Raw genomic sequence first — 22,012 nt, 5'->3', positions numbered from 1 at the left:
TGAGGAGACTATAGCTGCCCGCCGCGCGCAACCGGCCGGGTGCCGCGCACACAGGGAGCGCGCAGGGCGCGGGTGATTCAGGCGGTCTCGCCGTCCGTCTCCCTGCCGCCGAGGCGGGCGCGCAGCGTGGCATTCTCGGCTTCGAGCGCCGACAGCCGCTCGCGAAGCGGACGCACCGCCTCGGCGATTTCCGTCTCGGTGAAGCGCGGGGTGATGTGCTGGGGACAATTCCAGTCGAAGGCGTCCAGCCGCAGCCGGAAGATCCGCTCCAGCTTGGCCCGGTAGGGCTGCGGGCTGATGCGTTCCGTCAGCGCCGGGTCGGCATCGAGCGACAGGATCTCGACATGGGCATAGATCTTGAGGCGCGCGCGCCGGGTATAATCCATGAGGAACAGGCAGGCCCGGCTGTCCGCCGCCAGATTTCCGGCGCTGATATACTGGAGATTGCCCCGGTAGTCGGCAAAAGCCAGCGTGCGCTCGTCGACCAGCTTCAGGAAGCCGCGCGGTCCCCCGCGATGCTGGACATAGGGCCAGCCGGTTTCGGAGACGCTCGCCATGTAGAAACTGTCGCGCGCGGCGATGAACATCGCTTCGTTTTCGGTAAAGCGATCGGACGTGCGCTCGCCCTTGAAGTCCTGCCAGAGATGGTCCACCCCCATCTCCGCCTGCACCGCGCGAACGCTGGGCGTCACGGCAATGTCGAGGAAACCATAGGTCATGACGAACCACCCTGCGCCCCGTGGACCGGGCCGCTCCTGTTGCCGCCCCGCATGAGGATCGGGCCTGCGGGGACGGCGATGCAGGGCCGCGAAAGCCGGCTGGACGAGGAGCGCCACCCGCACCGGTTTTGCCCGGTGCAGAATGATGCTGCTTTTTCGCCCACGGCATAACCCTTGCGACTGGAAACCAACCTTCCAGGAACTGGAAGGCGCGCCGGCTCTCCGCTCATATGGCGGAACTGGCCTCCGTTTCAAAGGTCGCGGTCTCCTCCCGCAGCCGCTCGCGCAGCCGGGGGGCGGCGAAATCGAGAAAGGCCCGCAATTTCCGGGGCAGCATCTGCTGGCCGGCATAGACGAGGCTCACCGGCCAGGCGGGCAGTTCATGATCCTCCAGGACGATTTCGAGCTGCCCGGCGCGCCGGGCCTCGGTGATCTGGTAATGGAGCAGCCGGGTGAGCCCCAACCCGGCGACGGCACCGGCGATGGCTGCTTCCGCCGTCGTCACCGTCAGCCGCGAATGCACCGGCACGACCCTATCGCCGCCGCGCGCGGAAAAGCGCCAGGCTTCGGGCGAGGCCAGATTGTCGAAGGTGACGCAGACATGGTTCTGCAGGTCTTCCGGCTGCCGTGGCCGGCCATGGGCCGCGAGATAGGATGGACTGGCGCAGGTCACGCGGCGCATCGATCCGACATTGGAGGCGATCAGGGAGCTTTCGCCCAGATCTCCGATCCGCAAGGCGACATCCACATCCGATTCCAGCAGGTCCAGCAGGCGATCGGCGAGGATCAGCTTCACATCGATGTCGGGATACTGGTCGAGAAAGCCGGCGATGATCGGCATCATGTGGAGACGCCCGAACACGATCGGCGCCGTGATGGTCAGGCGGCCCTTCGGGTGGCTGTGAACGCCCATGGCGGCGCGCTCCGCTTCCTCGACCTGTTCGAGGATGCGCCGGCACGCTTCCACATAGAGCCGTCCCGCCTCCGTCAGGCTGAGATGACGGCTCGACCGGTTGAGCATGCGGGTCTTCAGATGCGCCTCCAGCTCGGCGATCCGCCGGCTCACCGTGGCCAGGGGCACGTCCATCTGCTTGGCGGCGGCCGACAGGGTGCCGGCCTCGACGACCTTGAGCAGGACCACCATCGCGTTGAGCTTGTCCACCGGCCATCTTCCCAGAATCGACAATCAATCTTCTCGGATTTATTGAATTACCGAGAGTCTCGCGATGATATAGCTTCGTACTCGATAAATACACATATAGCCGACTTGGGGGTTCCCAGGAGTTCATGGCAAATGAACCCTTGGGCACGCTCCCGGGATTGGCCGTGGCGGTCTCGGGTGCCCATTGTCCGGCGGCGCCGGTACTCAGCTTTTATTGAATTCCAGCCATTCGCGAGAGGCGGCCATGAGCCCGACATCGGTATATCCCGTGACGCATCACCACACGGCAACGGTCGACGGTGTGAAGATCTTCTATCGCGAGGCTGGCCCGAAGGACGGCCCGGTCGTGCTGCTTCTGCACGGGTTCCCGACCTCCTCGCACATGTTCCGCAACCTGATCCCCTATCTGGCGGACCGCTATCATGTCATCGCGCCGGACTATCCCGGCTATGGCCAGAGCGAGGCGCCCGACCGCGCGACGTTCGCCTACACGTTCGACCGGTTCGGCGAACTGGTGGATGGCTTGCTGAGCCAGCTCGGTATCGCCCGCTATGCCATGTATGTGATGGATTACGGCGCGCCCGTCGGCTGGCGGCTGGCGCTGAAGCACCCGGACGCGATTACCGGCCTGATCATCCAGAACGGCAACGCCTATGAGGAGGGTCTGAAGGAATTCTGGGACCCCATCAAGGTCTACTGGGCCGATGGCGCGAAGGAAAGCCGCGACAAGCTGCTCGGTCTGCTCACGCTGGAGACGACCATCTTCCAGTATACCGACGGCGTGTCCGACAAGACGCGGATTTCCCCGGACAACTGGACGCACGACCAGCCGTTGCTCGACCGTTCGGGCAATGCCGACATCCAGCTGGACATGCTGTACGACTACCGCACCAATCTTCCACTTTACCCCGAGGTGCAGGCCTGGCTCCGCGACAAGCAGCCGCCGGCGCTCCTCGTCTGGGGCAGGAACGACTTCATCTTCCCCGAGCCCGGCGCGCATCCCTACAAGCGGGACCTGAACAACCTCGAGTTCCACCTGCTGGACACCGGTCATTTCGTGCTGGAGGACAAGGCCGACGACGTCTTCCCCCTCATCCACGATTTCCTCGACCGCAAGGTCGCCGGCGCCTAGCGCCGGCCTTCGGGGAAGCGCGAGGCACGCAGGTTTACGTGCCGGCCTCCCGGTGGGGAGCGATCACAGACCCCTCCGGCCCGGCTCTACGCCGGGGAATTCGACCCACGCTCCCGCGAGGGGAGCGTGGGCTGGCGCAGGAACTGACGGTGAGGCTGAACAGCCCGGGCGCCAGCGCCGGCTTCCTCCCGTCGGTGGCGGAACGCTCGGCTTCAGCGAGGCAGCGTCCGGTAGCGGCCGGTCAGGGTGGACCAATTGGCCGGAACGAGCCTGGCCGCCCCAGCCATGCGCATGTTCAGGTCGGTCCCATCGGCAAGCCCAGCGTGATGGGCGGCGATGATGGCGGCGAGCATCGTCCCGAGGCCCGGCCCGTAATGACCCAGCGCGAAGCGCGCTCCGGCGGAGGGCGCTTCGTGGACGGGTCGGATTCGCCCCGGCAAGACTGACGCGAAACGGTAGCTGAGTGCAACCTGCGGTCAGGGCGTGCGCGCCGTCTCTGCCTTTGAGGCCGCGGTATCGCGGCGGCTGTGATCGATCCTCTTGAGCAATTCCGCATCGTCCCGTGCGTGCAGCGCCAGCAGCGCCGCATAGGGGTCGCCGTCCAGACCAAGGGCGCGGGCGAAGGCGGGCTCGGTCTTCAGGCCGTCGCCCCGCAGGACGCGTATGGCGGCGCGGAACGTCTCGCCGCCGAGAGCGAGCAGGCGCTCTTCCACCTCGAAATGCCGCCAGCCCACCTGCTCGCGCACGGGGCGTCTCGATCCGAAGATCTCGAATGGCCAGCCATGGCTGTCGAAGCGGGCGATGACCGCGCGCTCGCCGTGGGTCCACTGGTGCAGGGAGAAAGCCCGCTCCTGCGCGAAATGGCGCCACGCTACCTGTCCGAAGAGGTCCGGATCGGGCGCATGGCACAGGATGTCGATATCGCTGCCGGCGACCGCCACACCGAGCGGCAGCGTGCCCGCGACATGCGGATCAAACGCCGCGAGCCATTGCAGGGCCTGACTGGCGTGGAGCGCATCGAGATAGGTCATTGCAGGAACGTTTCGCGCCAGAGGCCGCCGCGTTGCCGAACGGTCGGCGACGGCATGCGGCAATTGAGCCTACGTGAAAAGATGTATTTACAATACTTCTTTTGGCGGCCTAAAAGATGACTATTGAATGAATCAATTGGAGGGCGTCATGCCATCCTCTGAACTCGATGACGCCGGGATCGCTCGCCTGCTGGCGCTGTTCTACCAGCGGGTTCGCCAGGACCGGCATCTCGGCCCGGTCTTCGAGGGCATCGTCGCCGACTGGGGCGAGCATCTGGTGCGGCTGGAGGAATTCTGGTCGTCGGTCATGCTCACCAGCGCCCGCTACAAGGGCAATCCGGTCGCCATGCATGTCCTGCACTCGGCCGAGATCCGCCCCTTCATGTTCGAGCGCTGGCTCGATATCTGGCGCCAGACCACCGACGACATGCTCGATCCCGCCATCGCCCGGCCAATGCAGGTGAAGGCGGCGCGGATCGCCGAACGGCTGTCGCTCGCCATGCATGGGCCCAAAGCCATTCCTGCCCCGATTTATCGCCCGGAAGCCGACGAGCGACTGGAGCCCTATCGCGTCTCGCCGGCCTTCGACGAGACCACGATCCCGCCGGCGCTGCTGCGCGACCACGCCACCAAGGCCGGGGTCTGGGGAATCATCCGCGTTCTCGACGGCACGATCCGCTACTGGCCGGACGACGCGCGGCAGCCCCTGACACTGGACAGCGCCACGCCGGGGCTGATCCGCCCCGGGCAGCCCCATCATCTCTCCCTCACCGGATCGGTTCGCCTGCAGGTCGAATTCTACGATCGCGATCCGGTCGGGCTTTCGTCCTGACGACCATTCAAGAGGAGCCTTCCATGCCGTCGTCTCTCAGCGAGACCACCATCGCGCTCGTCAAGGCCACCGTTCCCGCCCTGGCCGATCACGGTCCTGCCATCACCAGGGCGATGTATGCCCGCCTGTTCCGCGATGCGCCCATTCGCGACCTGTTCAACCATGCCAATCAGGGAGAGGGCGGCTCGCAGGTTCATGCGCTGGCCGCGGCGATCCTCGCTTACGCGCGCAATATCGACAATCTCGGCGCGCTGACGCCCGTGGTCGAACGCATCGCGCACAAGCATATCGGCTATCACATCCTGCCCGAGCATTACCCCTTTGTCGCGACCGCCCTGCTCGACGCCATCGCCGACGTGCTTGGCGACGCCGCGACGCCGGACATCCTTGCCGCCTGGGGCGAGGCCTACTGGTTCCTCGCCGACGTGCTGAAGGCGCGGGAACTGGACATTCGCACGGACATCGAGGCGCGCGCGGGGGGCTGGAACGGCTGGCGGCGCTTCCGCGTCGCGCAGAAGACGCGCGAGAGCGAGGTCGTCGCCTCCCTCGTGCTGGAACCCGCCGATGGCGGCGCCGTCATCCGCCACCGTCCCGGCCAGTACCTGACCTTCCGGCTCCCTCTGCCGGGCGGGGCGCAGGCCAAGCGGAACTATTCGATTTCCTGCGCGCCCAATGATGTCCGCTACCGCATCTGCGTCAAGCGCGAGGCGGCGGGGCAGGGGGGATCACGCTTCCTGCATGACGAGGTGAAGATCGGCGACGTGCTCGACGCCACCCCGCCGGCGGGCGATTTCTTCCTGCCGGACGAGCCCGCGCGTCCCGTCGTGCTGCTCTCCGCCGGGGTCGGCCTGACGCCGATGGTGAGCATGCTGGAGGCCATCGCCACCAGCTATCCCGATGTCGAAGCCCATTATGTGCATGGTGCGCTCAACAGTTCGACGCATGCCATGGACCGGCATGTGCGCACGCTGGCCCGCCAGCACGGCCGCACGGCGGTTTCGACCTTCTACAGCGAGCCCGGCCCGACCGACGCGATCGGCTGTTCCCACGACCATGAGGGCTTCATCTCGGTGAACTGGCTTGAGCGGAATACCCCTTTCACCGCCAGCGACTTCTACCTGTGCGGGCCCAAGCCCTTCCTGCGCAAGCTGGTGCGCGACCTGTCGCAGGCCGGGGTCGCGCCGGATCGGCTGCATTACGAGTTTTTCGGTCCGGCTGACGAATTGCTCGCGGCCTGAACCCCCTGGCGGCGCGCCGGATGTCAGGAGCGCGCCGCCCCCGAGGGCCGCGGGGTGGATCGGGGCGAGGGGATGGCGAGCCCGAAATCCTCCGGCTTCAGCAGGATGTCGGCCAGCGTGTGCCGATCGAACACCGCGAGGAATGCCGCCAGCGCTTCGCCGACCACCCCCGTCAGCCGGCAGCACGGCGTGAGGACGCAGCGATTTCCCGTCGCAAAACATTCCACCATGGCGAAATCAGGCTCCATCGCGCGGATGATGGCGCCCAGCCCAATCTCCTGGGGCGCGCGGGCGAGCCTCAGGCCGCCGCTGCGCCCGCGCACCGCTGTGAGGAAGCCGTGCCGGGTCAACTGGTTGGCAACTTTCATCAGATGCGTGCGGGACACGCCATAGACGTTGGCGGCCTCCTCGATGGTGATGAGCCGATCCGGGTGCGCGGCGGCAAACATCAGCAGGCGCAGCGCAAAATCGGAAAACTGCGTGAGCTTCATGATCGTGTTTCCGGCCGCGCGCGCTAAAATATAGATTGAATATACATATTATTAAGGCGCGTGGGTGCGCGACGCCCGCCCGCCCGCCGGCGGCACCCTGGATCAAGGTCTAGGTCGACATAACCCCGCCGGCAAAATTCGCAACTCAAGGTCTGATTGTGACGCCGCACCCGGCCGCTAGTCTCGCCTGCACACGGGAGAATGAGCCATGAAGATCGTCGTTGTCGGCGGAACGGGCCTGATCGGCTCGAAGACCATCGCCCTTTTGCGTGCGGCGGGGCACGATGCGCTGGCGGCCGCGCCGAGCACGGGTGTCAACACACTGACCGGCGAAGGGCTGGACACGGTGCTGGTGGGGGCGGAGGTCGTGATCGATCTCGTCAATTCGCCCTCCTTCGAAGCATCCGCTGTCCTCGCCTTCTTCGAGGCGCATGAGGCCAATCTGCTTGCCGGCGAGCGGCGGGCCGGCGTCAAGCATCACGTGGCGCTGTCGGTCGTGGGAACCGACCGCATGCCGGGCAATGGCTATTTCCTCGCCAAGGTCGCGCAGGAGGAGGCCATCGCCGCCTCCGGCATTGCCTATACCATCGTGCGGGCCACGCAGTTCCTGGAGTTTCTCGGCGCCATTGCCGACGGCAGCGAGAGGGACGGCGTCATCCCCATCGCCACCGGCCTGTTCCAGCCCATCGCGGCCGACGACGTGGCCATTCTGGTGGCGGAAGTCGCGCTGGCGCCGCCGCGCAACGGCATCGTCGAGATCGCCGGCCCGGAACGGGCGCCGTTCGACCAGATCATTCGCGACTATCTCGGCCTGATCGGCGACCGCCGCCCGGTGGTGACCGATCACGACGCCGGCTATTTCGGCGGGCGCGTCGAGGAATACTCGCTGGTGCCGACCGGGGAGGCGCGGCTGGGGAAAATCGGCCTGGCCGAATGGGTCCGCCGGCATCCCGCGACGTGAAGCTGCGTCCACGTGAAGCTGCCGCCAGATGTCTGGAAAAAGGAGAGCGATATGAGAACGCTGATCGGCGTCGCGCTGGCTTCGATGATGACATCGATGCCGATGGGCACGACCCCCGCCGCCGCCCATGGCACGGAGGCGGCCAATACGGTTCGGCTGCCCGGATCGAAGGACGCCACCGTGACGGTGGTCTACCAGCATCCGCTGCCGGACCTTCCGGGCAAGAGCCTCAAGGGCGTGCTGGTCGAGTATGGGCCGGGCGGCTATTCGCCCTCCCACACTCATGCCAGGTCCGCCATCATCTATGCGACGGTGCTTGAGGGCCGCGTGCGCAGCAAGGTGAATGACGGGCCCGAGACGGAGTACGAGGTCGGCGAGCATTGGACCGAACTGCCGGGCGACCATCATGGCGTGAGCGCCAATGCCAGCACGACGGCGCCGGCCAAGATTCTGGCGGTTTTCGTCGTCGACACCGACGACAATCCGCTGACCATTCCCGATCCGCAATAGGCGCAGGCTTCCTCTCGTGCCGGCATGGGTGCGCGTCCAAGCGTGAGGTGCGCGCCGGGCGGGTTCCGGGTACCGACGACGAACCCGTCACACGGAAACAGGAACCGGCCGGATCCCCCGGCCGGTTCCTGTCGTTCGAGCGCGGGGCGGCTCTTCTGCCTTCGGGGCCCGGCTCAGGCTGCGTTCTGGGCCGTATCCACCGGGTGGCTCGCGCGCAGGCTGATGCCCATGCGGTTCCACAGATTGATGACGCCGATGGCCAAGGTGAGATGCACCTGCTGGGCCTCCGTGAAGTGGACCTTCAACTCTTCATAGACATCGTTGGGGGCATGGGTCTCGATCACCCGCGTCACCGCTTCGGTCCAGGCCAGCGCGGCGCGTTCGCGGGCCGTGTAGAGCGGCGATTCGCGCCAGCCATCCAGCATGACGACCCGCATTTCGGATTCACCGAGCTTGCGCGCCGTCGTCGCGTGCAGGTGGATGCAATAGGCGCATCCGTTTATCTGCGACGCACGCAGCTTGACCAGTTCGATGAGATTGGCGCCGAGGTCGCTGGCGCCCAGCGCCGTCTCCGCCGCGATCAGGCCTTTCATGACCGCCGGGGCCAGCTTGTACCAGTCTGCGATACGGGGGGTGATGTCCATGTTCGTCCTCATTGGAGAATAAGCGGCTTGGAAGAGGAACGACGGCTCCCGCGCATGGGCGCGGGAGCCGCGGAAACGGACGCCGTGTGCTGAGGGCGGGCGTCGTTCGCTCAGCCCTTGATGAAGGCCAGCAGGTCCGGGTTGAGCACATCGGCATGCGTGGTGAGCATGCCGTGGGGGAATTTCTCGTAGACCTTCAGCGTGCCGTTCTTCAGCAGCTTGACCGACAGCAGCGCGGAGTCAGCGATCGGCACGATCTGGTCGTCATCGCCATGCACGACGAAGGTCGGGACCGAGATGCTCTTGAGATCCTCGGTGAAATCGGTTTCCGAGAACGCCTTGACGCCGTCATAATGGGCTTTCGCGCTGCCCATCATGCCCTGGCGCCACCAATTGTCGACGACGCCGGGGATGGTCTCAACGCCCGGACGGTTGAAGCCGTAGAACGGCCCGGCGGGGATATCGATGTAGTTCTGCGCGCGATTGGCGGCGAGCGCCTTGCGGAACCCGTCGAATACCTCGATGGGCAGCCCGCCCGGATTGGCCGGCGTCTTCACCATGATGGGCGGCACGGCGCCGACGATGATGAGCTTGGCAACGCGCCCTTGCGGCTGGCCGTGGCGCGCCACGTAGCGGGTCGCCTCGCCGCCGCCGGTGGAGTGGCCGATATGCACCGCGTTCCGCAGATCAAGATGCTCGACCACGGCCAGCGCGTCGGCCGCGTAATGATCCATGTCGTGCCCGTCCGACACCTGCGCCGAGCGGCCGTGGCCGCGACGATCATGGGCGACCACGCGGTAGCCGTTCTGCACGAAGAACAGCATCTGCGTGTCCCAGTCGTCCGCCGACAGCGGCCAGCCGTGATGGAACATGATCGGCTGCGCGTCCTTCGGACCCCAGTCCTTGTAGAAGATCTCGACGCCGTCCTTGGTGGTGACGTAGCCCATGGTGTCCGTCCTTTCGGGATGTGTGGCTGCAATGGCGGAAGACAGGCCGAAACCGAGGCCCGAGGGCAGCGCGATCGCCGCCGCGAGGCCGCCGCCGGCGACGAGCACGGCCCGCCTGTCGAGGTGGGAAATGTTCACAGGATCCGTCATCGTGCCTTCCTCGGTTGATCTGTCGGCATGCGTGGATCGACGGCGCGCGCGCGGCTCCGGGGCCGGGCGCGCAGGCATCCGGGTCCGCGTCATGTTCGGCACGTCGCGCAGGCGCTGCGAGAGCCGTCGGACCGATGCGCCCATTCGCGCTGACAGTCCCATCCCTCACCCTTGCAGGTTACTGCGAGGCCTCGACGGGGTCGATCATGTGAGAGATTAGTTCAGCCTATCCCAAGGTTCAGGCGTTTTCTGGCAAGGGACAAGGTGCGTTGTTCTGCCGTGAGTACAGAGGCGGATCGACGTCACACGGAAGCGGCAGGCACCGGATTGTACGGAACGCGCCAGCAACGTGTTCGAACACGCCCGCGTAAAGGGAGACGGATCGCTTTATTATTGTTGAGGGGGCCCGGCCGTTTCATCGCGACTGACGGCATTCGCCCCGCAACAATGCTGCCGAGGGTGCTGAAGGAGATGGTGGGGTTCTGCCACGGGAGGCTGGGCTCATTATCCCCGGCTCGACCGGACATGGTCGATGAAGGCCCGCAGCGCCGGCGACATGAAGCGTTGCGGCGGATAGAACAGGCACAGCCCCTCAAAAGGCGGCGTCCATTTTTCCATCAGTCGGATCAGGTCGCCGCGTCCCAGGGAGGGGCGCGCGAGATCCTCGGGAATGAAGGCGAGGCCAAAACCACCGAGGGCGGCCTGGAGTGCGGTTGAGACATCGCCAACGATAAGGCGGCCGGGCGGATCGAGGCGACTCTCCTCGCCATCGGCTTCGAAACTCCAGCGGTGAAGGGCGCCGCTGGGAAACTGGACCCGGATGCATTCATGGCCGGTGAGTTGCTCCGGTACCATGGGCGAACCACGTCGGGCGACATAATCCGGCGACGCCACGAGCGCGAAGGAGCGCGATCCGCCGACAGGTATCGCCACCATGTCACGCGGCACGGCGCTGCGCAGCCTGAGCCCGGCATCGAAGCCGGAAGCCACGATGTCGACCAGCTTGTCCTCACTCGTGAGAATGAGGGTGATCTGCGGATGGGCTTCAAGAAAGCCCTTCACCAGCGGCAGGATGCGCTGGGCACCGGCGACGGAACTGTTGATCTTCACCTGTCCGCTCGGCTCGTCGCGAAAGCGGGCGATGGCCTCGACCGAGGTGGCAATCCCGCTCAGGCAAGGCCCGACCTGGCCGAGAAAAAGCTCGCCGGCCTCGCTGAGCGCGACGCTGCGTGTCGTGCGATTGAACAGCCTGACGCCGAGCCTGGCCTCCAGACTGGCGATCGTGTGGCTCAGCGAGGAGGCCGCGACGCCCATGTGCCGGGCCGCCGCGCGAAAGCTGCGATGGGCGGCGACTTCGCGTAGCGCCTCCAACTCGCTCAGGCGCAAGTCGATCATGGCCCGACCTTCTCCTTTGTGCCCTCGGCAGAGGCGAACGGCACTTTCGCGACCTGGAACGCCTCCCGCTCCCGGCATGCGGCATCAACGGCGTTCAGAAGGCGGTAGGAGGAGAGGTCGCATCCAAAATCGCGGGCCTTCTGCATCTGCGGGATGAGGCAGGCATCGGCCATGCCGGGCATGTCGGCGAAGCAGAAATTCCATGCGACCGGCCGCCGCGCCAGATCCGCTTCGAGGCTGACGAAAGCCTGTTTCACCCAGTGTCGGTACCAATTGTCCTGCCGGATCTCGTCGGCCTCGAAATGCTCCGCGATGTAGCCGCGGACACGCCGGTTGTTCAACGGATGCAGATCGGAGGCGATGAGTTGCGCGAAGGAACGCACTTGCGCACGCAAAAGCGGATCGCGCGGCAATAGCGCCGGCTCGGGGATCAGTTCCTCAAGCAATTCCATGATCGCCAGTGACTGGGCGAACGGGCGTCCGTCGATTTCCAATACCGGCATGAGCCCTTGCGGATTCATCCGCTGATAGGACCGGGCGTCGATCGAAGCCGCCGCGATGCACTCAAAGGGCAGCTGCTTGAGATTGAGCGCGATCTGCACCCGCTGTCCTGCCGAACTCTCGGGATGTGTGTAGAGGCGAAGTTTCATGTGCCGTGAGCCGCGCGCTTCCGATGGCCTTGCGCGCCGGCGCGGATTGTCCGGATCATCGCATCAATCCGTTCGGACTTGTCCAACTTGTCGCGTCAGGCGCCGCTCCCATATCCGCGCCAGTATTGACCAGGAGAATCCCCCCATGACATCGACCGTTCTGATCACTGGCTGCTCGTCGGGTTTTGGCGCCGCCGCTGCGCGCGCTTTCGCCGGCAAGGGATGGAACGTGGTCGCCACCGCACGCCGGCCGGAGGATGTGCAGGGGCTTGCACGCGAGCCCGGCATTCTCGTCACGCGCCTCGACGTGCAGGATCGCGCCAGCATCGACACGGCTGTTGCCGCGGGTATCGAGCGGTTCGGCCGTATCGACGCGCTTGTGAACAATGCCGGCTTCGGGCTGTTTGGCCTGTTCGAGACGACATCGCGCGAGAAGATCCAGGAGCAGTTCGACGTGAACCTGTTCGGCGCCATGGACGTGACGCGGGCTTTGCTGCCGCATTTCCGCGCCAACCGCGACGGGGTGATCGTGAATGTGAGTTCCGGTGCGGGCGTGTTCGCCCTGCCGATGATCTCGCTCTACTGCGCCTCCAAATTCGCTCTGGAGGGATTTTCTGAATCTCTCGCCTATGAACTCGCAGATCTCGGCATTCGCGTGAAGATCGTCGAGCCGGGTGGCGTGACGACCACGCGCTTCGGTGAGCGAAGTGCCAGCGAGGCTGGGGCGGCCGGCAGCATTGCCGACTATCAGCCCTTCCTTGACAGCGCACATGCCCTGTTCGATCGCCTGCGCCAGTCGCGGGGGCGCGCCACGTCGGAGGAGGTGGCGGAGGTCATCGTCGAAGCGACGCTCGATCGCACAAATCGCCTGCGCTATGTCGCAACCGAGGATATCAAACCGATGGTCGCCGCGCGGCGCGAGACCTCTGAAGACGCATATCGCGCCTTCATGCGCGAGGCTCTCGGCCTCGATCATTCCTGATCGTCCTAACGCGGACCCTCCTTCAGAGCTTCGCGGCATCGATGATCGCTTGAGCGAAGGCTGCCGGGGCTTCCTGCGGCAGGTTGTGGCCGATCCCGCCCGAGATATCCCGATGCTGATAGGGGCCGGTGAACTTCGCCCGATAGCTGGCCGGTTCCGGGTGCGGTGCTCCATTGGCGTCGCCCTCCAGAGTGATGGTCGGCACCGCAATGTCGGGGAAGCTTGCCAGCCGGGTTTCGAGCGGCTCCAGTCGTTCGTTGCCCGGTACCAACCCGAGCCGCCAGCGGTAATTATGGACCGCGACGGCGACGTGATCCGGGTTTTCGAGTGCCTGGGCCGAGCGCTCGAACGTCGCTTCGTCGAACGACCATTTCGGCGAGGCGAGCTGCCAGATCAGTCGCGCGAAATCGCGCGTGTGCATCCGATAACCTGCCTCGCCGCGCTCGGTCGCGAAATAGTATTGATACCACCATTGCAGTTCGGCCTTTGGCGGCAGCGGGATACGTCCACGCTCCTGACTCCCGATCAGATAACCGCTGACCGAGACCATGGCCGTGCAGCGCTGCGGCCACAGCGCGGCGATCACGTTGGCCGTCCGCGCCCCCCAGTCGCAGCCGCCGATGATGGCGCGCTCGATGCCCAATGAATCGAGAAGGGCGATGGCATCGACGGCAAGAACCGATTGCTGGCCGTTGCGCGGCGTGGCGTCGGAGAGGAACCGCGTCGTGCCATAGCCTCTGAGATAGGGCACGATCACACGATAACCCGCCCTCGCGAGCAAACCGGCCGCGTCATCATAGGTATGGATGTCATAGGGCCAGCCGTGAAGGAGGAGGACAGGCTGCCCATAGGCCGGGCCGAATTCGGCATAGCCGACGCGCAACTGGCCCGCATCGATCTGCCTCAGCCCGCTATCGGCGGCGAAGGTGGCGTCCGCTCCCCCCAGGCTCAGTGTTGCAAGTCCGCCAAGCCCGAGCCCGATGGCGGCGCCGCCGAGAAGCTGGCGACGCTGCCGGTCGACGGAACGGATCGGTCCGTCTGGTGAGGTTGTCCGCTCCTGTTCCATGGAGGGCGCCTCAACCGGCCTTGAGACGCTTGACGGTGTCGTCCGTCGTCCAGAGACCATTGGCCATGTAGCGGAAATTGATCAGGGCGGCGAGATAGCCATCCCCTTCGGGGATCTTGGGGGCGGCGACGGCATCGCGGACGACGGCAACTTCGAAGCCCTGTTCGAGAAATTCGCGCAGGTGCGATTCGACGCACATATTCGCCAGCATGCCGGCGAGAACGATCTGATCGACACGCTGCTTTCGCAGCTGCAGCGGCAGATCATTCGCCTGCGGACCATAGAGCTTGTGCGGCGAGGCGATGATGGTCTTGCCGTCCTCGATGTACGGCTTGAATTCCGGCAGAAAGTCCGCCCCGGAATTGCGGAAATCGCTGAGATCGTAAGGTCCCTTGCGATCGAAAATGCCGATATCGTGCTGGAAGAGTTCCAGAGGGCCCTGGACCTTCCAGTTGTGGTCCCATTCGTAGTAATAGTGCGGTGATATCGCGACGACGATGCCGGCGGCCTTGGCTGCCTGGAACAGCCTGTGAAGGTTCGGCACGACATTGTTCTCGGTCACGCTCTCACCGACGGCCGGCCACGCCTTGCCGGTGGGACTCATGAAGTCGATCTGCGGATCGATGACGACGAGGGCGGCTCGCCTGGAGTCCAGCACCATGGAAGAGGCGGGCAGGGCCGGAGTGGCCGGATCGGCGTATCTGGCGGGGTCGGCGTAATTGGCCGGCTGAGCGACCGCCCCCCGGGCCGCTATGGCCGTCGCTGCGACACCGGCTGCAGCACCGGCCATCGATGAAAGAAATCGGCGTCGACCCGAAACAAATGATGAAGGGCACATCGTACCGTCTCCGTTCATTGAAAAATAAAACCGGAGGTTTTCGGAACGTTCTATGCCGATTACCTCTCCTGACCATAAAATGGCGGTAGGCGATCGCGAGCAACCATACGCGGGTGTAGGTTCATATATACCTCACTGCCGATCGGCTTATCTGATCAATCGTGCTCCGTCGGTCCGCATTGACGTTGGTGTTTTGCACGAGCCATCATAAATCAGTCGAAAGACGCTTCAAGGCTGCGCGGATCGCCGCGCCGGCTTCGATGATTCCCTTTGCTTCGGGCGGCTGAGAGGCGATCAACTGGACCTTTGCCACCACCTCGTTCGCGATCTCCGTGCTCTCGACGATGCGACGCAGGATGCTCTGGGCGCGTTCGCGATCGAAGTCCGGCCGGTCGAGCCAGCGGATCAGGGCCTGTCCGTAGGCGGAAATCGCCCCGAGTGGTTGCCGGATTTCATGCACGAGCAAGCTGGCCAGTTCTTTCCGGTCGTCCTGTTCCCCTGAAAGCCCGGAGCCGGCGCGCCGCTGCTCGGTGACATCCAGCGCAATCAGAAAGGTGTTGTCGAGGAGCTCCGGGGGAGCCGGATAGGTGACAAGGAGCAGGACCTCGACGCATGTCCCATCGAAGCGGCGCAAGGTGAACTGGTCGAGATGGCTGAGCGCGCCGGCATACCGGGCGCACATCAGGCGTCCGGCGGCATCCCGGCTCTCGGCAAAGATCGGCTTCACCGATTCCATCAGCCATGCCCGATCCGGAGCCCTGGTCAGCTCCATCGCGGCCCAATTGGCATGCAGAACCCTGACGGTGGACGCGGCAAGATCGATGAGTTCCGGCCGATCCTGCAGATAGGCGGCGAGGTCGCTGATGCCCATCTCGCGCAATCGCGCGAAGATCGCGCCGGGCGGGCGGGCATCGACCTGCCAGAGCGCGATGGGCATCTGCTCGATAAGAGGCGCGCGGGCCATCATGTGCGTTTGCTGTCTGTCGCCTGACGGATCCGCTGCCGATCGATCGACGAACTGGCGCAGCATGTCATTCCAATCGACTTCAGCCATTGGCTTGCCGGCTGGCATCAACGGATGTCGGTGCGATGTGCTCCCGGTCTTCTTCCTCGCCGCATGACACCGGCAGGCGCACCTCGAACACGGCGCCGGGCCCGTCGCGATTGGCGCCGGAGATGGTGCCGGCATGCGCCTCGATGAGCGTGTGGCAGATCGCCAGCCCCATGCCCAAGCCGCCCTCCTTGGTGGTGAAGAAGCCCTCGAACAGGCGCCGCAGGTTCTCCGCCGGGATGCCCGGCCCGGTGTCGCTCACCCGCACCGACACGACGTCGCGGCTATCGAGCGCGGCATGCACGGCCACGCGGCGCCTGTCGAGCGGGAGCGGGGCGACCGCCTGGATGGCGTTCACCAGCAGGTTCACGAAGACCTGCTGCAGTTCGATGCGATCGCCGCAGATCGGCGGCAGGTCCGGGGCGATATCCAGCGCGAGGTCGATCGAGCGTGTTTCGATGTCGTGCCGCACGAACAGCGTCGCCTCAAGGATCACGTCCTCCAGGCGCAGCCGGGCCCGCGAAGGCTCGTGCTTGGTGGCCATGTTGCGGATACGCTGCAGGATCTCGTTCGCATGGCGGGCATTCTCCGCGACGCGGGTGGTGAGCTGCGCCAGCTTCTCAAGGTTCGGCGGCTCCTTGGCCAGCCAGCGCAGTCCGGTCTCGGCATTGGTGATGATGGCGGCGAGCGGCTGCTTGATTTCATGCGCGATCGACGTGGCCAGTTCGCCCAGCGTCGAGATGCGCGCGGCGTGACTGTAATCGGCCTGCATGCGGCGCAGTTGGACTTCGGTTCGCCGACGCTCGGTAATATCCTCGATGAGGATGAAGGTATTGTCCTGAATCTCCGACAGGGTGGGATAGGTGACGGAAAAGATCACGTCGCGTACCCGGCCGTCGAAGGTGATGATCTGTGCCTGTTCCCGGTAGCTGCGATCACCGTTGAAATGGCTGATCATCACCCGCTTCGCCATGTCCGGGGTGCCGGCGAAGAGATAGCGGACCGGCCTGATGAGGTCCTCGCGCGCGGCACACCGGAACAGCGCGGCCGCCGCGAGGTTGGCGTCATTTACCAGCACGACATCCTTGGCGTGCTCGATCAGCTCGGGATGGGCGTCGAGATAGGCGGAGATATCGCTCACGCCCTGCGCGCGCAGAGCCTGGAAGGCGGCGCCCGCGTTTCGCGAATCGACCTGCCAGAGCGCGGCCGGCATGTGCCGGATGAGCTGTCCGTTGCCGTGTTCGCGGGCCAGCCCTTCGGGCGGGCCGGTGCGAACCGGCGCGGCGCTGCTGCCGATCTCCACGATGTCACGCAACTGCCCGCGGCTATCGCGGCGCAGAACGCGGCGCGCCCATATGTCGACCTGAGCGCCTGAGGCGGTGACGCGGGTGAGGGCGCCTTCCCAGCTTCCCGTCTCCAGCAGCGCGGCCCAGTCTTCCCCATGACGACGGGCATCACCGGCCAGTTCCGCGAGCCTGCGGCCAAGCATCTGCGCCGCCGACCAGCCGTAGAGGCCCTGCGAGGCCGGGTTCCAGTAGGTCACCCGGCCATCAAGGTCGCAGGCGACAAGGCTCTCGGAGGCGAAATCCGCCAGTTCTCCCACGCCGGGGACATTCGGCTGGCTCATGGCGGGATCTCTCCGCCCCGCGCGCCCGTGGCGTCGCATTGCACGCCCGCTTCATTGCCGTCGCCGAGGATCGCGGTGAGCTCGCGGATGATCGCTGCGGCGGAAATCGGTTTCAGCAGGATGGCGCGCACGCCGGCCTGGAGGGCCCGCGCGGCCACCGGGCGGGTGATGTAGGAGGTGACGAGAATGAACGGGACAGCGTCGCCACGGGCCAGCATTTCGGAATGGAGCTGCAGCCCGTCGAGCCCGGGCAGCCTCAGGTCGGTGATGATGCAGGCAAAGGCCTGCCGATCGCGTGCCATGAGGAATTGTTCGGCGGATGAGTAGAGGCGGGTGCAATAGCCCAGAACGCCAAGAAGCTCGCTCATCGCTTCGCGAACGGCGTCATCGTCCTCGATCACGGCGAGAAGGGGGACATCGGACACGGTCTCCGCTCCCGCAACGGGTGACACAGGCACATCACCACCAGTCGCGCGAAAAGCACCCGCACGTAACCATACCATGGTCTAGGGCCTCAAGGGCTTCGTGAAGAAGTGCACCGCGCCCGTCTTCATGGCTCGGACGGTCATCGGCACATCGGCATCGGCAGCGAGGAGCACGAGCGGCTTGGTAACACCCTTGCCGCGAGCTGATTCTGCAGATCGAGTCCGCTGAGCCCCGGCATGCGCAGTCAAGAATGAGGCAACCGGGACGATCGGGAAGCCCATTTGACATCGCCTCGGCGTGGAGGCGTGGCCTTCGCATTGAATCCCCACCGAGAGCATGAGCTCGTCGAGTGCCATTCGCATTTTCCGATTGTCATCGGCGACGACGAGAAGCCGGGTGCAGGCGACCCTGCTTGCTCAGGAGAGCCGTTCGATGATCTCGATCATGCGGTCGCAGGCGGCATCCAGATGCTCGGTCGGTGTGGTCGCGATGCCGAGAAGGAGCCCGGAGGTCGTCGTCGAGGGCAGCATCCTCCAGGGAGAAAGAGGAACCGGCGCCAGGCCGAATTTGAGGGCTTCGCGCGCGATCCTGATATCGTCGACGTCGATCGGCAGGGGCAGCAGGGCGGCAAGACCTCCTATCTCGATCGGTCGGCCGCGTCGGGCGAAGGCGTCGAGCAGTGCCGCGCCGCGCGCGCTGTAGACGCGCTTCGTGCGCCGCAGGTGCCGCATGTAGTGGCCCTCACGCATGAATTCCGTCATGGCAAGCTGGACGGCTGTGCCGGGCGCCGGCGCCAGGCAGGTTGCGCAGTCCGCGAACCGGGCAATCAGTTCCGGCGGCACGACGATGAAGCCGAGGCGCAGATTGGGCGTCAGGGTCTTGCTGAACGAGCCCATATGGATGACCCGGCCCGCGCGGTCGAGCGAGGCGAGGGCCGGAGCGGCGCGGTTCTTGAGCTGAAGTTCGCTCAGATAGTCATCCTCGATGATAAAGGCGCCGCTGCTTTCGGTCCACTCCAGCAGCTTCAACCGCCGCGACAGCGACAACGTCGTGCCCAGCGGCGCCTGCTGCCCGGGCGTGAGCAGAGCGAGGGCCGCGTCGGGCGCCTGTGCGATGCCGTAATCGACGTCGATCCCCTCATCATCGACTGGAACGGGAACCAGCGAGAGCCGGCCGATCTCCAGGGCGCGGCGTGTCAGCGGAAAGCCGGGATCCTCCATCCATGCCTTGCGTCCCTCAAGGCCCAGCGCCAGCAGGGTGAGGCCGAGTCCGGCAGCAAAGCCCGCGGTAATGAACACCTGGGATGGTGAGCATTTGAGGCCGCGCGCAAGCGCAAGATGGGCGGCGATCTCGCGTCTCAGCCCAGGCTCGCCCTGCCGGTCGGGATGGCTGGCCGTCAGGCCCGCTTCGGCGCGGATCGATCGCGCGCGGATGCGCGAGAACAGCTTGGCCGGAAAACACTCGTGAGCGGGAACGCCCATCTTGAAGATCATGTTTCCGGCCGCCAGCTCCCGGTACATCATCATGAATGGGCGCGAGGCCGGCGATTCCGTCCTTGTCGACGCGTCCGGCGGCCGCTCGGCGACGCGGGTTCCGTTCGCCGTTGAAGCCACGACTAGTTGCGCGTCGAGCAGCTTTTCGTAGGCGGCGCGAACCGTGCCCCGGGCGACGCCCAGCTGGGTGGCGAGGTCAATCCACGAGGGCAGGCGCGCGCCGGGAGCGAGCACGCCGTTCTCGATAGCGGTCGCAACGGCGCTGCGGATCTGCTCGGCAAGCGATGTCCTCGCGGAACGATCCAGAGCAATTGAAAGCGGGTCGGTCATGGGCCCTGGTACAGTGATTGGGATCGTTCTCGGTGCTTTCCCGTGACGGGAAGTTCGCCATCCTGTCAGGCGACGGAAGCGCAGTGTCGTCGCCGAAGATTTCCACATTTTGGGGCGACCGCAACTGGAAACCGATCGCATCTTGGCGGGATGACCGACATGAATCAGCTTCATCCTCCGCTTTCGCGTGCCCGTGGAGTGGCGTCGGCGCCCGACCGCCCGCTTGTCCTTGTGGTGGACGACGACGGCCACATGCGCGATGCGCTCACGGAGCTTCTGCAGTCTGTCGATCTGGAGTCGATGGCCTTCGGGTCGACCCTTGAACTGTTGAGCCGGGGCATGCCCGACCGGCCGGGGTGTCTGCTTCTCGATGTCCGAATGCCGGGGCTTAGCGGGCTGGACTTTCAACGGCAACTGCTGAACGACGGCATTTCGAAGCCGATCGTCTTTCTCACGGCCTTCGCCGACATACCCATGACCGTGCAGGCAATGAAGGCAGGGGCGGTCGATTTTTTCACCAAGCCGTTTCGTGATCAGGCGCTGCTCGACGCGGTCGGTCAGGCCATTACCCTCGACCGGAGCCATCGCGATCGTCGGGACGAGGTTCGCCTGAGCCAATCGCTGCTCGCCCAATTGACCCAGCGGGAGCGTCAGGTGTTTCACCACGTGGTCGCGGGCCGCCTGAACAAGCAGATCGCGTTCGATCTCGGTATCAGCCTCATTACGGTGAAACTGCATAGGGGCAATATGATGCGCAAATTGCGCAGCCGTTCGGTGGGCGAGTTGATACGGCTTTGGGAGATGCTTCCCGCCGACACCAAGAAGCTGGCGTCTTAGCCACGCGCTCGCGCTTGCTGCGCAGGCATCGCGAGCGCTGCGTCAAGCAATGAAGCCGGTTGCATCGTGCCGCTACAACGGCAGCAATGGTGCAACATCCCTGCGGATGCGCCGCCGTGCGGCCACGGGAATTGTCGCCCCTCGGCGCCATCAGCTCCGATAACAATCAGCGCGTCAAGCTTCGCCGACAGGTCGCGCAGAGAAGTGGCGTCTGTTCCCGCATGCGCAATCCGTTCGTAGCAGTGCAGGCAGACGCACCGTGAGGGACAGATTGACAAGCCGCTCATTCGGGACAGGAACCGCGCATTCGGCGCCCTTGCTTTCGCTGAGGCGCCTGTAACCTCTCAGTCAAGGCATCCTGTTTGTACGTGATGGCGTCCTATGCGCCGCACGGCCGTCGTCAGGGGCTTTCCCGTGCGCTCGGATCGGTCTTCGGTCGTTCCCGGGCCTTTCCGGTTCGGGTTTCTCGGATGCAATGGGGCGGAGGAAACGGTCGACGGGTGAGGAGGTGTGATTCCAGCTTTGCTGATAGACAAATTATACGTATAATTCTGGCATTCGATCTGAAAGGATGCCCGCCATGGCGAGAGTCGGCGCCCTCGAATTCCAGCGCAAGTTCGGCGAGTTCCAGCATCAGGCCCAGCGCGAGCCGGTGGAGATCACGCGGCACGGACGCCGCGAGTTCGTGCTGATGTCGGCTGACCATTATGACTGGCTTCGGGCCGCCGCGCAGCGGAGCCACCGCACGGCCGATGCCATCGATGTGGTGATCGACGCGGTGGAGCGCGCGGAGATGGACGCCGAGCACGCGCAGCTGAACGACCTGTTGAAGTAAGGCGCTCGGCGTGGCGTTTCCCGAGCCAAAACCCGGCCTCATCCTCCGCTATGATCATCTCTGGACGCACGAGGCCGCTGCCGGCCGCGATCAAGGCAAGGATCGCCCGACCTGCCTCATTGCCGCGACCGATTCCCTTGTGCGTCCTCGCTATGTCGTGCTGCTGCCGATCACCCATACGCCGCCGTCCGGAGATACGGTGCGGATCGAGATTCCGGCGACGGTGAAAGAGGCTATCGGCCTCGACAGCGAGCCGAGTTGGGTGATCGTATCGGAGCACAATATTGACGAATGGCCGAATGGCGGGCTGTCGCCGGTTCCTGGCAAGCCGGGCGAGTTCAGCTACGGATTCATCCCGCCAGGGCTGTTCGCGAAGATCAAGACCAGCTTCATCGAACTGGCACGAGCGAAGAAAAGTGGTGCCGTCCGCCGCTGACCATGGAGACACGACAGGAAGGTCGATGACCCGCGTCGCGCCCTATGCCCGCTATTCCTCAGATCATCAGCGGGAAGCCTCGATCGAAGATCAGCTTCGCCTCCGCCATGAGCATGCTGGCGAGGGCCGCGGTCATCTAGGCTCAGGACTCATTGATTACCGAGCCAGAAGATGACGGTAGCGGCGATGCAGATGGCTGAGAAGAAGGTGTGGGCGCAACGATCATAGC

At 65.1% G+C, this 22,012-nt stretch carries 23 protein-coding genes; 9 read left to right on the top strand and 14 right to left on the bottom strand.

Translation table 11 applies throughout. The features are described 5' to 3' along the window. Positions 1 to 77: 77 nt before the first annotated feature. Together QOZ99_RS16885 and QOZ99_RS16880 are read right to left on the bottom strand one after the other, a co-directional pair. Positions 78 to 719 (bottom strand): pyridoxamine 5'-phosphate oxidase family protein, encoded by a 642-nt coding sequence (locus tag QOZ99_RS16885; RefSeq protein ID WP_306891173.1) that lies wholly within the window; start codon positions 717 to 719, stop codon positions 78 to 80. Between the two features lie 226 nt (positions 720 to 945). Beyond that, a complete protein-coding gene (locus QOZ99_RS16880) occupies positions 946 to 1,881 on the bottom strand; it encodes a LysR family transcriptional regulator (protein WP_306891172.1) in 936 nt (311 codons plus the stop codon). Between the two features lie 244 nt (positions 1,882 to 2,125). Here QOZ99_RS16880 and QOZ99_RS16875 point away from each other — a divergent pair, with 244 nt between their 5' ends. Continuing rightward, on the top strand, positions 2,126 to 3,013 hold the full coding sequence (locus QOZ99_RS16875; RefSeq protein WP_370876876.1) for an alpha/beta fold hydrolase: 888 nt from the start codon (positions 2,126 to 2,128) through the stop codon (positions 3,011 to 3,013). A gap of 476 nt (positions 3,014 to 3,489) precedes the next feature. Here QOZ99_RS16875 and QOZ99_RS16870 read toward each other — a convergent pair whose 3' ends face one another. Further along, positions 3,490 to 4,044, bottom strand: a complete 555-nt coding sequence (locus QOZ99_RS16870; RefSeq protein ID WP_306891170.1) for a DUF4269 domain-containing protein — start codon at positions 4,042 to 4,044, stop codon at positions 3,490 to 3,492. 148 nt (positions 4,045 to 4,192) lie between these two features. Here QOZ99_RS16870 and QOZ99_RS16865 point away from each other — a divergent pair, with 148 nt between their 5' ends. Beyond that, complete coding sequence (locus tag QOZ99_RS16865) at positions 4,193 to 4,876, top strand: TehB-like domain-containing protein (protein ID WP_306891169.1); 684 nt, start codon at positions 4,193 to 4,195, stop codon at positions 4,874 to 4,876. A gap of 23 nt (positions 4,877 to 4,899) precedes the next feature. After that, positions 4,900 to 6,114 (top strand): NO-inducible flavohemoprotein, encoded by a 1,215-nt coding sequence (gene hmpA / locus QOZ99_RS16860; RefSeq protein WP_306891168.1) that lies wholly within the window; start codon positions 4,900 to 4,902, stop codon positions 6,112 to 6,114. 23 nt (positions 6,115 to 6,137) lie between these two features. Here the strand turns inward: hmpA and QOZ99_RS16855 are convergent, their stop codons facing one another. Further along, positions 6,138 to 6,605, bottom strand: coding sequence for an RrF2 family transcriptional regulator (locus QOZ99_RS16855; RefSeq protein ID WP_306891167.1), 468 nt, complete (start codon positions 6,603 to 6,605; stop codon positions 6,138 to 6,140). Between the two features lie 208 nt (positions 6,606 to 6,813). Here QOZ99_RS16855 and QOZ99_RS16850 point away from each other — a divergent pair, with 208 nt between their 5' ends. Both QOZ99_RS16850 and QOZ99_RS16845 read left to right on the top strand, forming a co-directional pair. After that, positions 6,814 to 7,566 (top strand): SDR family oxidoreductase, encoded by a 753-nt coding sequence (locus tag QOZ99_RS16850; RefSeq protein ID WP_306891166.1) that lies wholly within the window; start codon positions 6,814 to 6,816, stop codon positions 7,564 to 7,566. Positions 7,567 to 7,617: 51 nt separating this feature from the next. Beyond that, the gene (locus QOZ99_RS16845) at positions 7,618 to 8,076 is read left to right on the top strand and encodes a cupin domain-containing protein (RefSeq protein WP_306891165.1); all 459 of its coding nucleotides are present in this window, start codon (positions 7,618 to 7,620) and stop codon (positions 8,074 to 8,076) included. Positions 8,077 to 8,249: 173 nt separating this feature from the next. Here QOZ99_RS16845 and QOZ99_RS16840 read toward each other — a convergent pair whose 3' ends face one another. From QOZ99_RS16840 to maiA, 4 genes are all read right to left on the bottom strand, one after another. Next, a complete protein-coding gene (locus QOZ99_RS16840; protein ID WP_306891237.1) occupies positions 8,250 to 8,714 on the bottom strand; it encodes a carboxymuconolactone decarboxylase family protein in 465 nt (154 codons plus the stop codon). Positions 8,715 to 8,830: 116 nt separating this feature from the next. Beyond that, positions 8,831 to 9,667, bottom strand: coding sequence for an alpha/beta fold hydrolase (locus tag QOZ99_RS16835; protein ID WP_306891236.1), 837 nt, complete (start codon positions 9,665 to 9,667; stop codon positions 8,831 to 8,833). 654 nt (positions 9,668 to 10,321) lie between these two features. Beyond that, positions 10,322 to 11,212 carry a LysR substrate-binding domain-containing protein gene (locus tag QOZ99_RS16830; protein ID WP_306891164.1) on the bottom strand — a complete coding sequence of 297 codons (891 nt, stop codon included), beginning with the start codon at positions 11,210 to 11,212 and terminating at the stop codon, positions 10,322 to 10,324. Then, the gene (gene maiA, locus QOZ99_RS16825) at positions 11,209 to 11,862 is read right to left on the bottom strand and encodes a maleylacetoacetate isomerase (protein ID WP_306891163.1); all 654 of its coding nucleotides are present in this window, start codon (positions 11,860 to 11,862) and stop codon (positions 11,209 to 11,211) included. Before maiA ends, QOZ99_RS16830 begins: the two co-directional genes overlap by 4 nt. 145 nt (positions 11,863 to 12,007) lie before the next feature. Here maiA and QOZ99_RS16820 point away from each other — a divergent pair, with 145 nt between their 5' ends. Then, positions 12,008 to 12,844, top strand: a complete 837-nt coding sequence (locus QOZ99_RS16820) for an SDR family oxidoreductase (RefSeq protein WP_306891162.1) — start codon at positions 12,008 to 12,010, stop codon at positions 12,842 to 12,844. Between the two features lie 22 nt (positions 12,845 to 12,866). Here the strand turns inward: QOZ99_RS16820 and QOZ99_RS16815 are convergent, their stop codons facing one another. The 6 genes from QOZ99_RS16815 to pdxR all read right to left on the bottom strand — a co-directional run bounded on the left by QOZ99_RS16815 (position 12,867) and on the right by pdxR (position 19,675). Continuing rightward, positions 12,867 to 13,910 carry an alpha/beta fold hydrolase gene (locus QOZ99_RS16815; RefSeq protein ID WP_306891161.1) on the bottom strand — a complete coding sequence of 348 codons (1,044 nt, stop codon included), beginning with the start codon at positions 13,908 to 13,910 and terminating at the stop codon, positions 12,867 to 12,869. A 10-nt stretch (positions 13,911 to 13,920) separates the two neighbouring features. Beyond that, complete coding sequence (locus QOZ99_RS16810) at positions 13,921 to 14,748, bottom strand: cysteine hydrolase family protein (protein WP_306891160.1); 828 nt, start codon at positions 14,746 to 14,748, stop codon at positions 13,921 to 13,923. Positions 14,749 to 14,953: 205 nt separating this feature from the next. Continuing rightward, on the bottom strand, positions 14,954 to 15,802 hold the full coding sequence (locus QOZ99_RS16805) for a histidine kinase dimerization/phospho-acceptor domain-containing protein (RefSeq protein WP_306891159.1): 849 nt from the start codon (positions 15,800 to 15,802) through the stop codon (positions 14,954 to 14,956). Next, entirely contained in the window at positions 15,795 to 17,426 is a 1,632-nt protein-coding gene (locus QOZ99_RS16800; protein WP_306891158.1) for a PAS domain-containing sensor histidine kinase, read from the bottom strand. The genes QOZ99_RS16805 and QOZ99_RS16800 overlap by 8 nt, the downstream gene beginning before the upstream one ends. After that, the gene (locus tag QOZ99_RS16795) at positions 17,423 to 17,851 is read right to left on the bottom strand and encodes a response regulator transcription factor (protein WP_306891157.1); all 429 of its coding nucleotides are present in this window, start codon (positions 17,849 to 17,851) and stop codon (positions 17,423 to 17,425) included. Before QOZ99_RS16795 ends, QOZ99_RS16800 begins: the two co-directional genes overlap by 4 nt. Positions 17,852 to 18,268: 417 nt before the next feature. Beyond that, positions 18,269 to 19,675: a MocR-like pyridoxine biosynthesis transcription factor PdxR gene (gene pdxR / locus QOZ99_RS16790; protein WP_306891156.1), complete on the bottom strand. Its 1,407-nt coding sequence runs from the start codon at positions 19,673 to 19,675 to the stop codon at positions 18,269 to 18,271. Between the two features lie 159 nt (positions 19,676 to 19,834). Between pdxR and QOZ99_RS16785 the strand changes: the two genes are divergently transcribed. The 3 genes from QOZ99_RS16785 to QOZ99_RS16775 all read left to right on the top strand — a co-directional run bounded on the left by QOZ99_RS16785 (position 19,835) and on the right by QOZ99_RS16775 (position 21,783). Next, positions 19,835 to 20,512 carry a response regulator transcription factor gene (locus QOZ99_RS16785; RefSeq protein ID WP_306891155.1) on the top strand — a complete coding sequence of 226 codons (678 nt, stop codon included), beginning with the start codon at positions 19,835 to 19,837 and terminating at the stop codon, positions 20,510 to 20,512. 580 nt (positions 20,513 to 21,092) lie between these two features. Then, positions 21,093 to 21,347, top strand: a complete 255-nt coding sequence (locus QOZ99_RS16780; protein ID WP_306891154.1) for a type II toxin-antitoxin system prevent-host-death family antitoxin — start codon at positions 21,093 to 21,095, stop codon at positions 21,345 to 21,347. A gap of 10 nt (positions 21,348 to 21,357) precedes the next feature. Next, the gene (locus QOZ99_RS16775) at positions 21,358 to 21,783 is read left to right on the top strand and encodes a hypothetical protein (protein ID WP_306891153.1); all 426 of its coding nucleotides are present in this window, start codon (positions 21,358 to 21,360) and stop codon (positions 21,781 to 21,783) included. Positions 21,784 to 22,012 lie beyond the last annotated feature (229 nt).

Source organism: Ancylobacter amanitiformis (assembly GCF_030814815.1).
Taxonomy (GTDB): domain Bacteria; phylum Pseudomonadota; class Alphaproteobacteria; order Rhizobiales; family Xanthobacteraceae; genus Ancylobacter; species Ancylobacter amanitiformis.
This window is presented reverse-complemented; position numbering and strand designations above follow the sequence as displayed.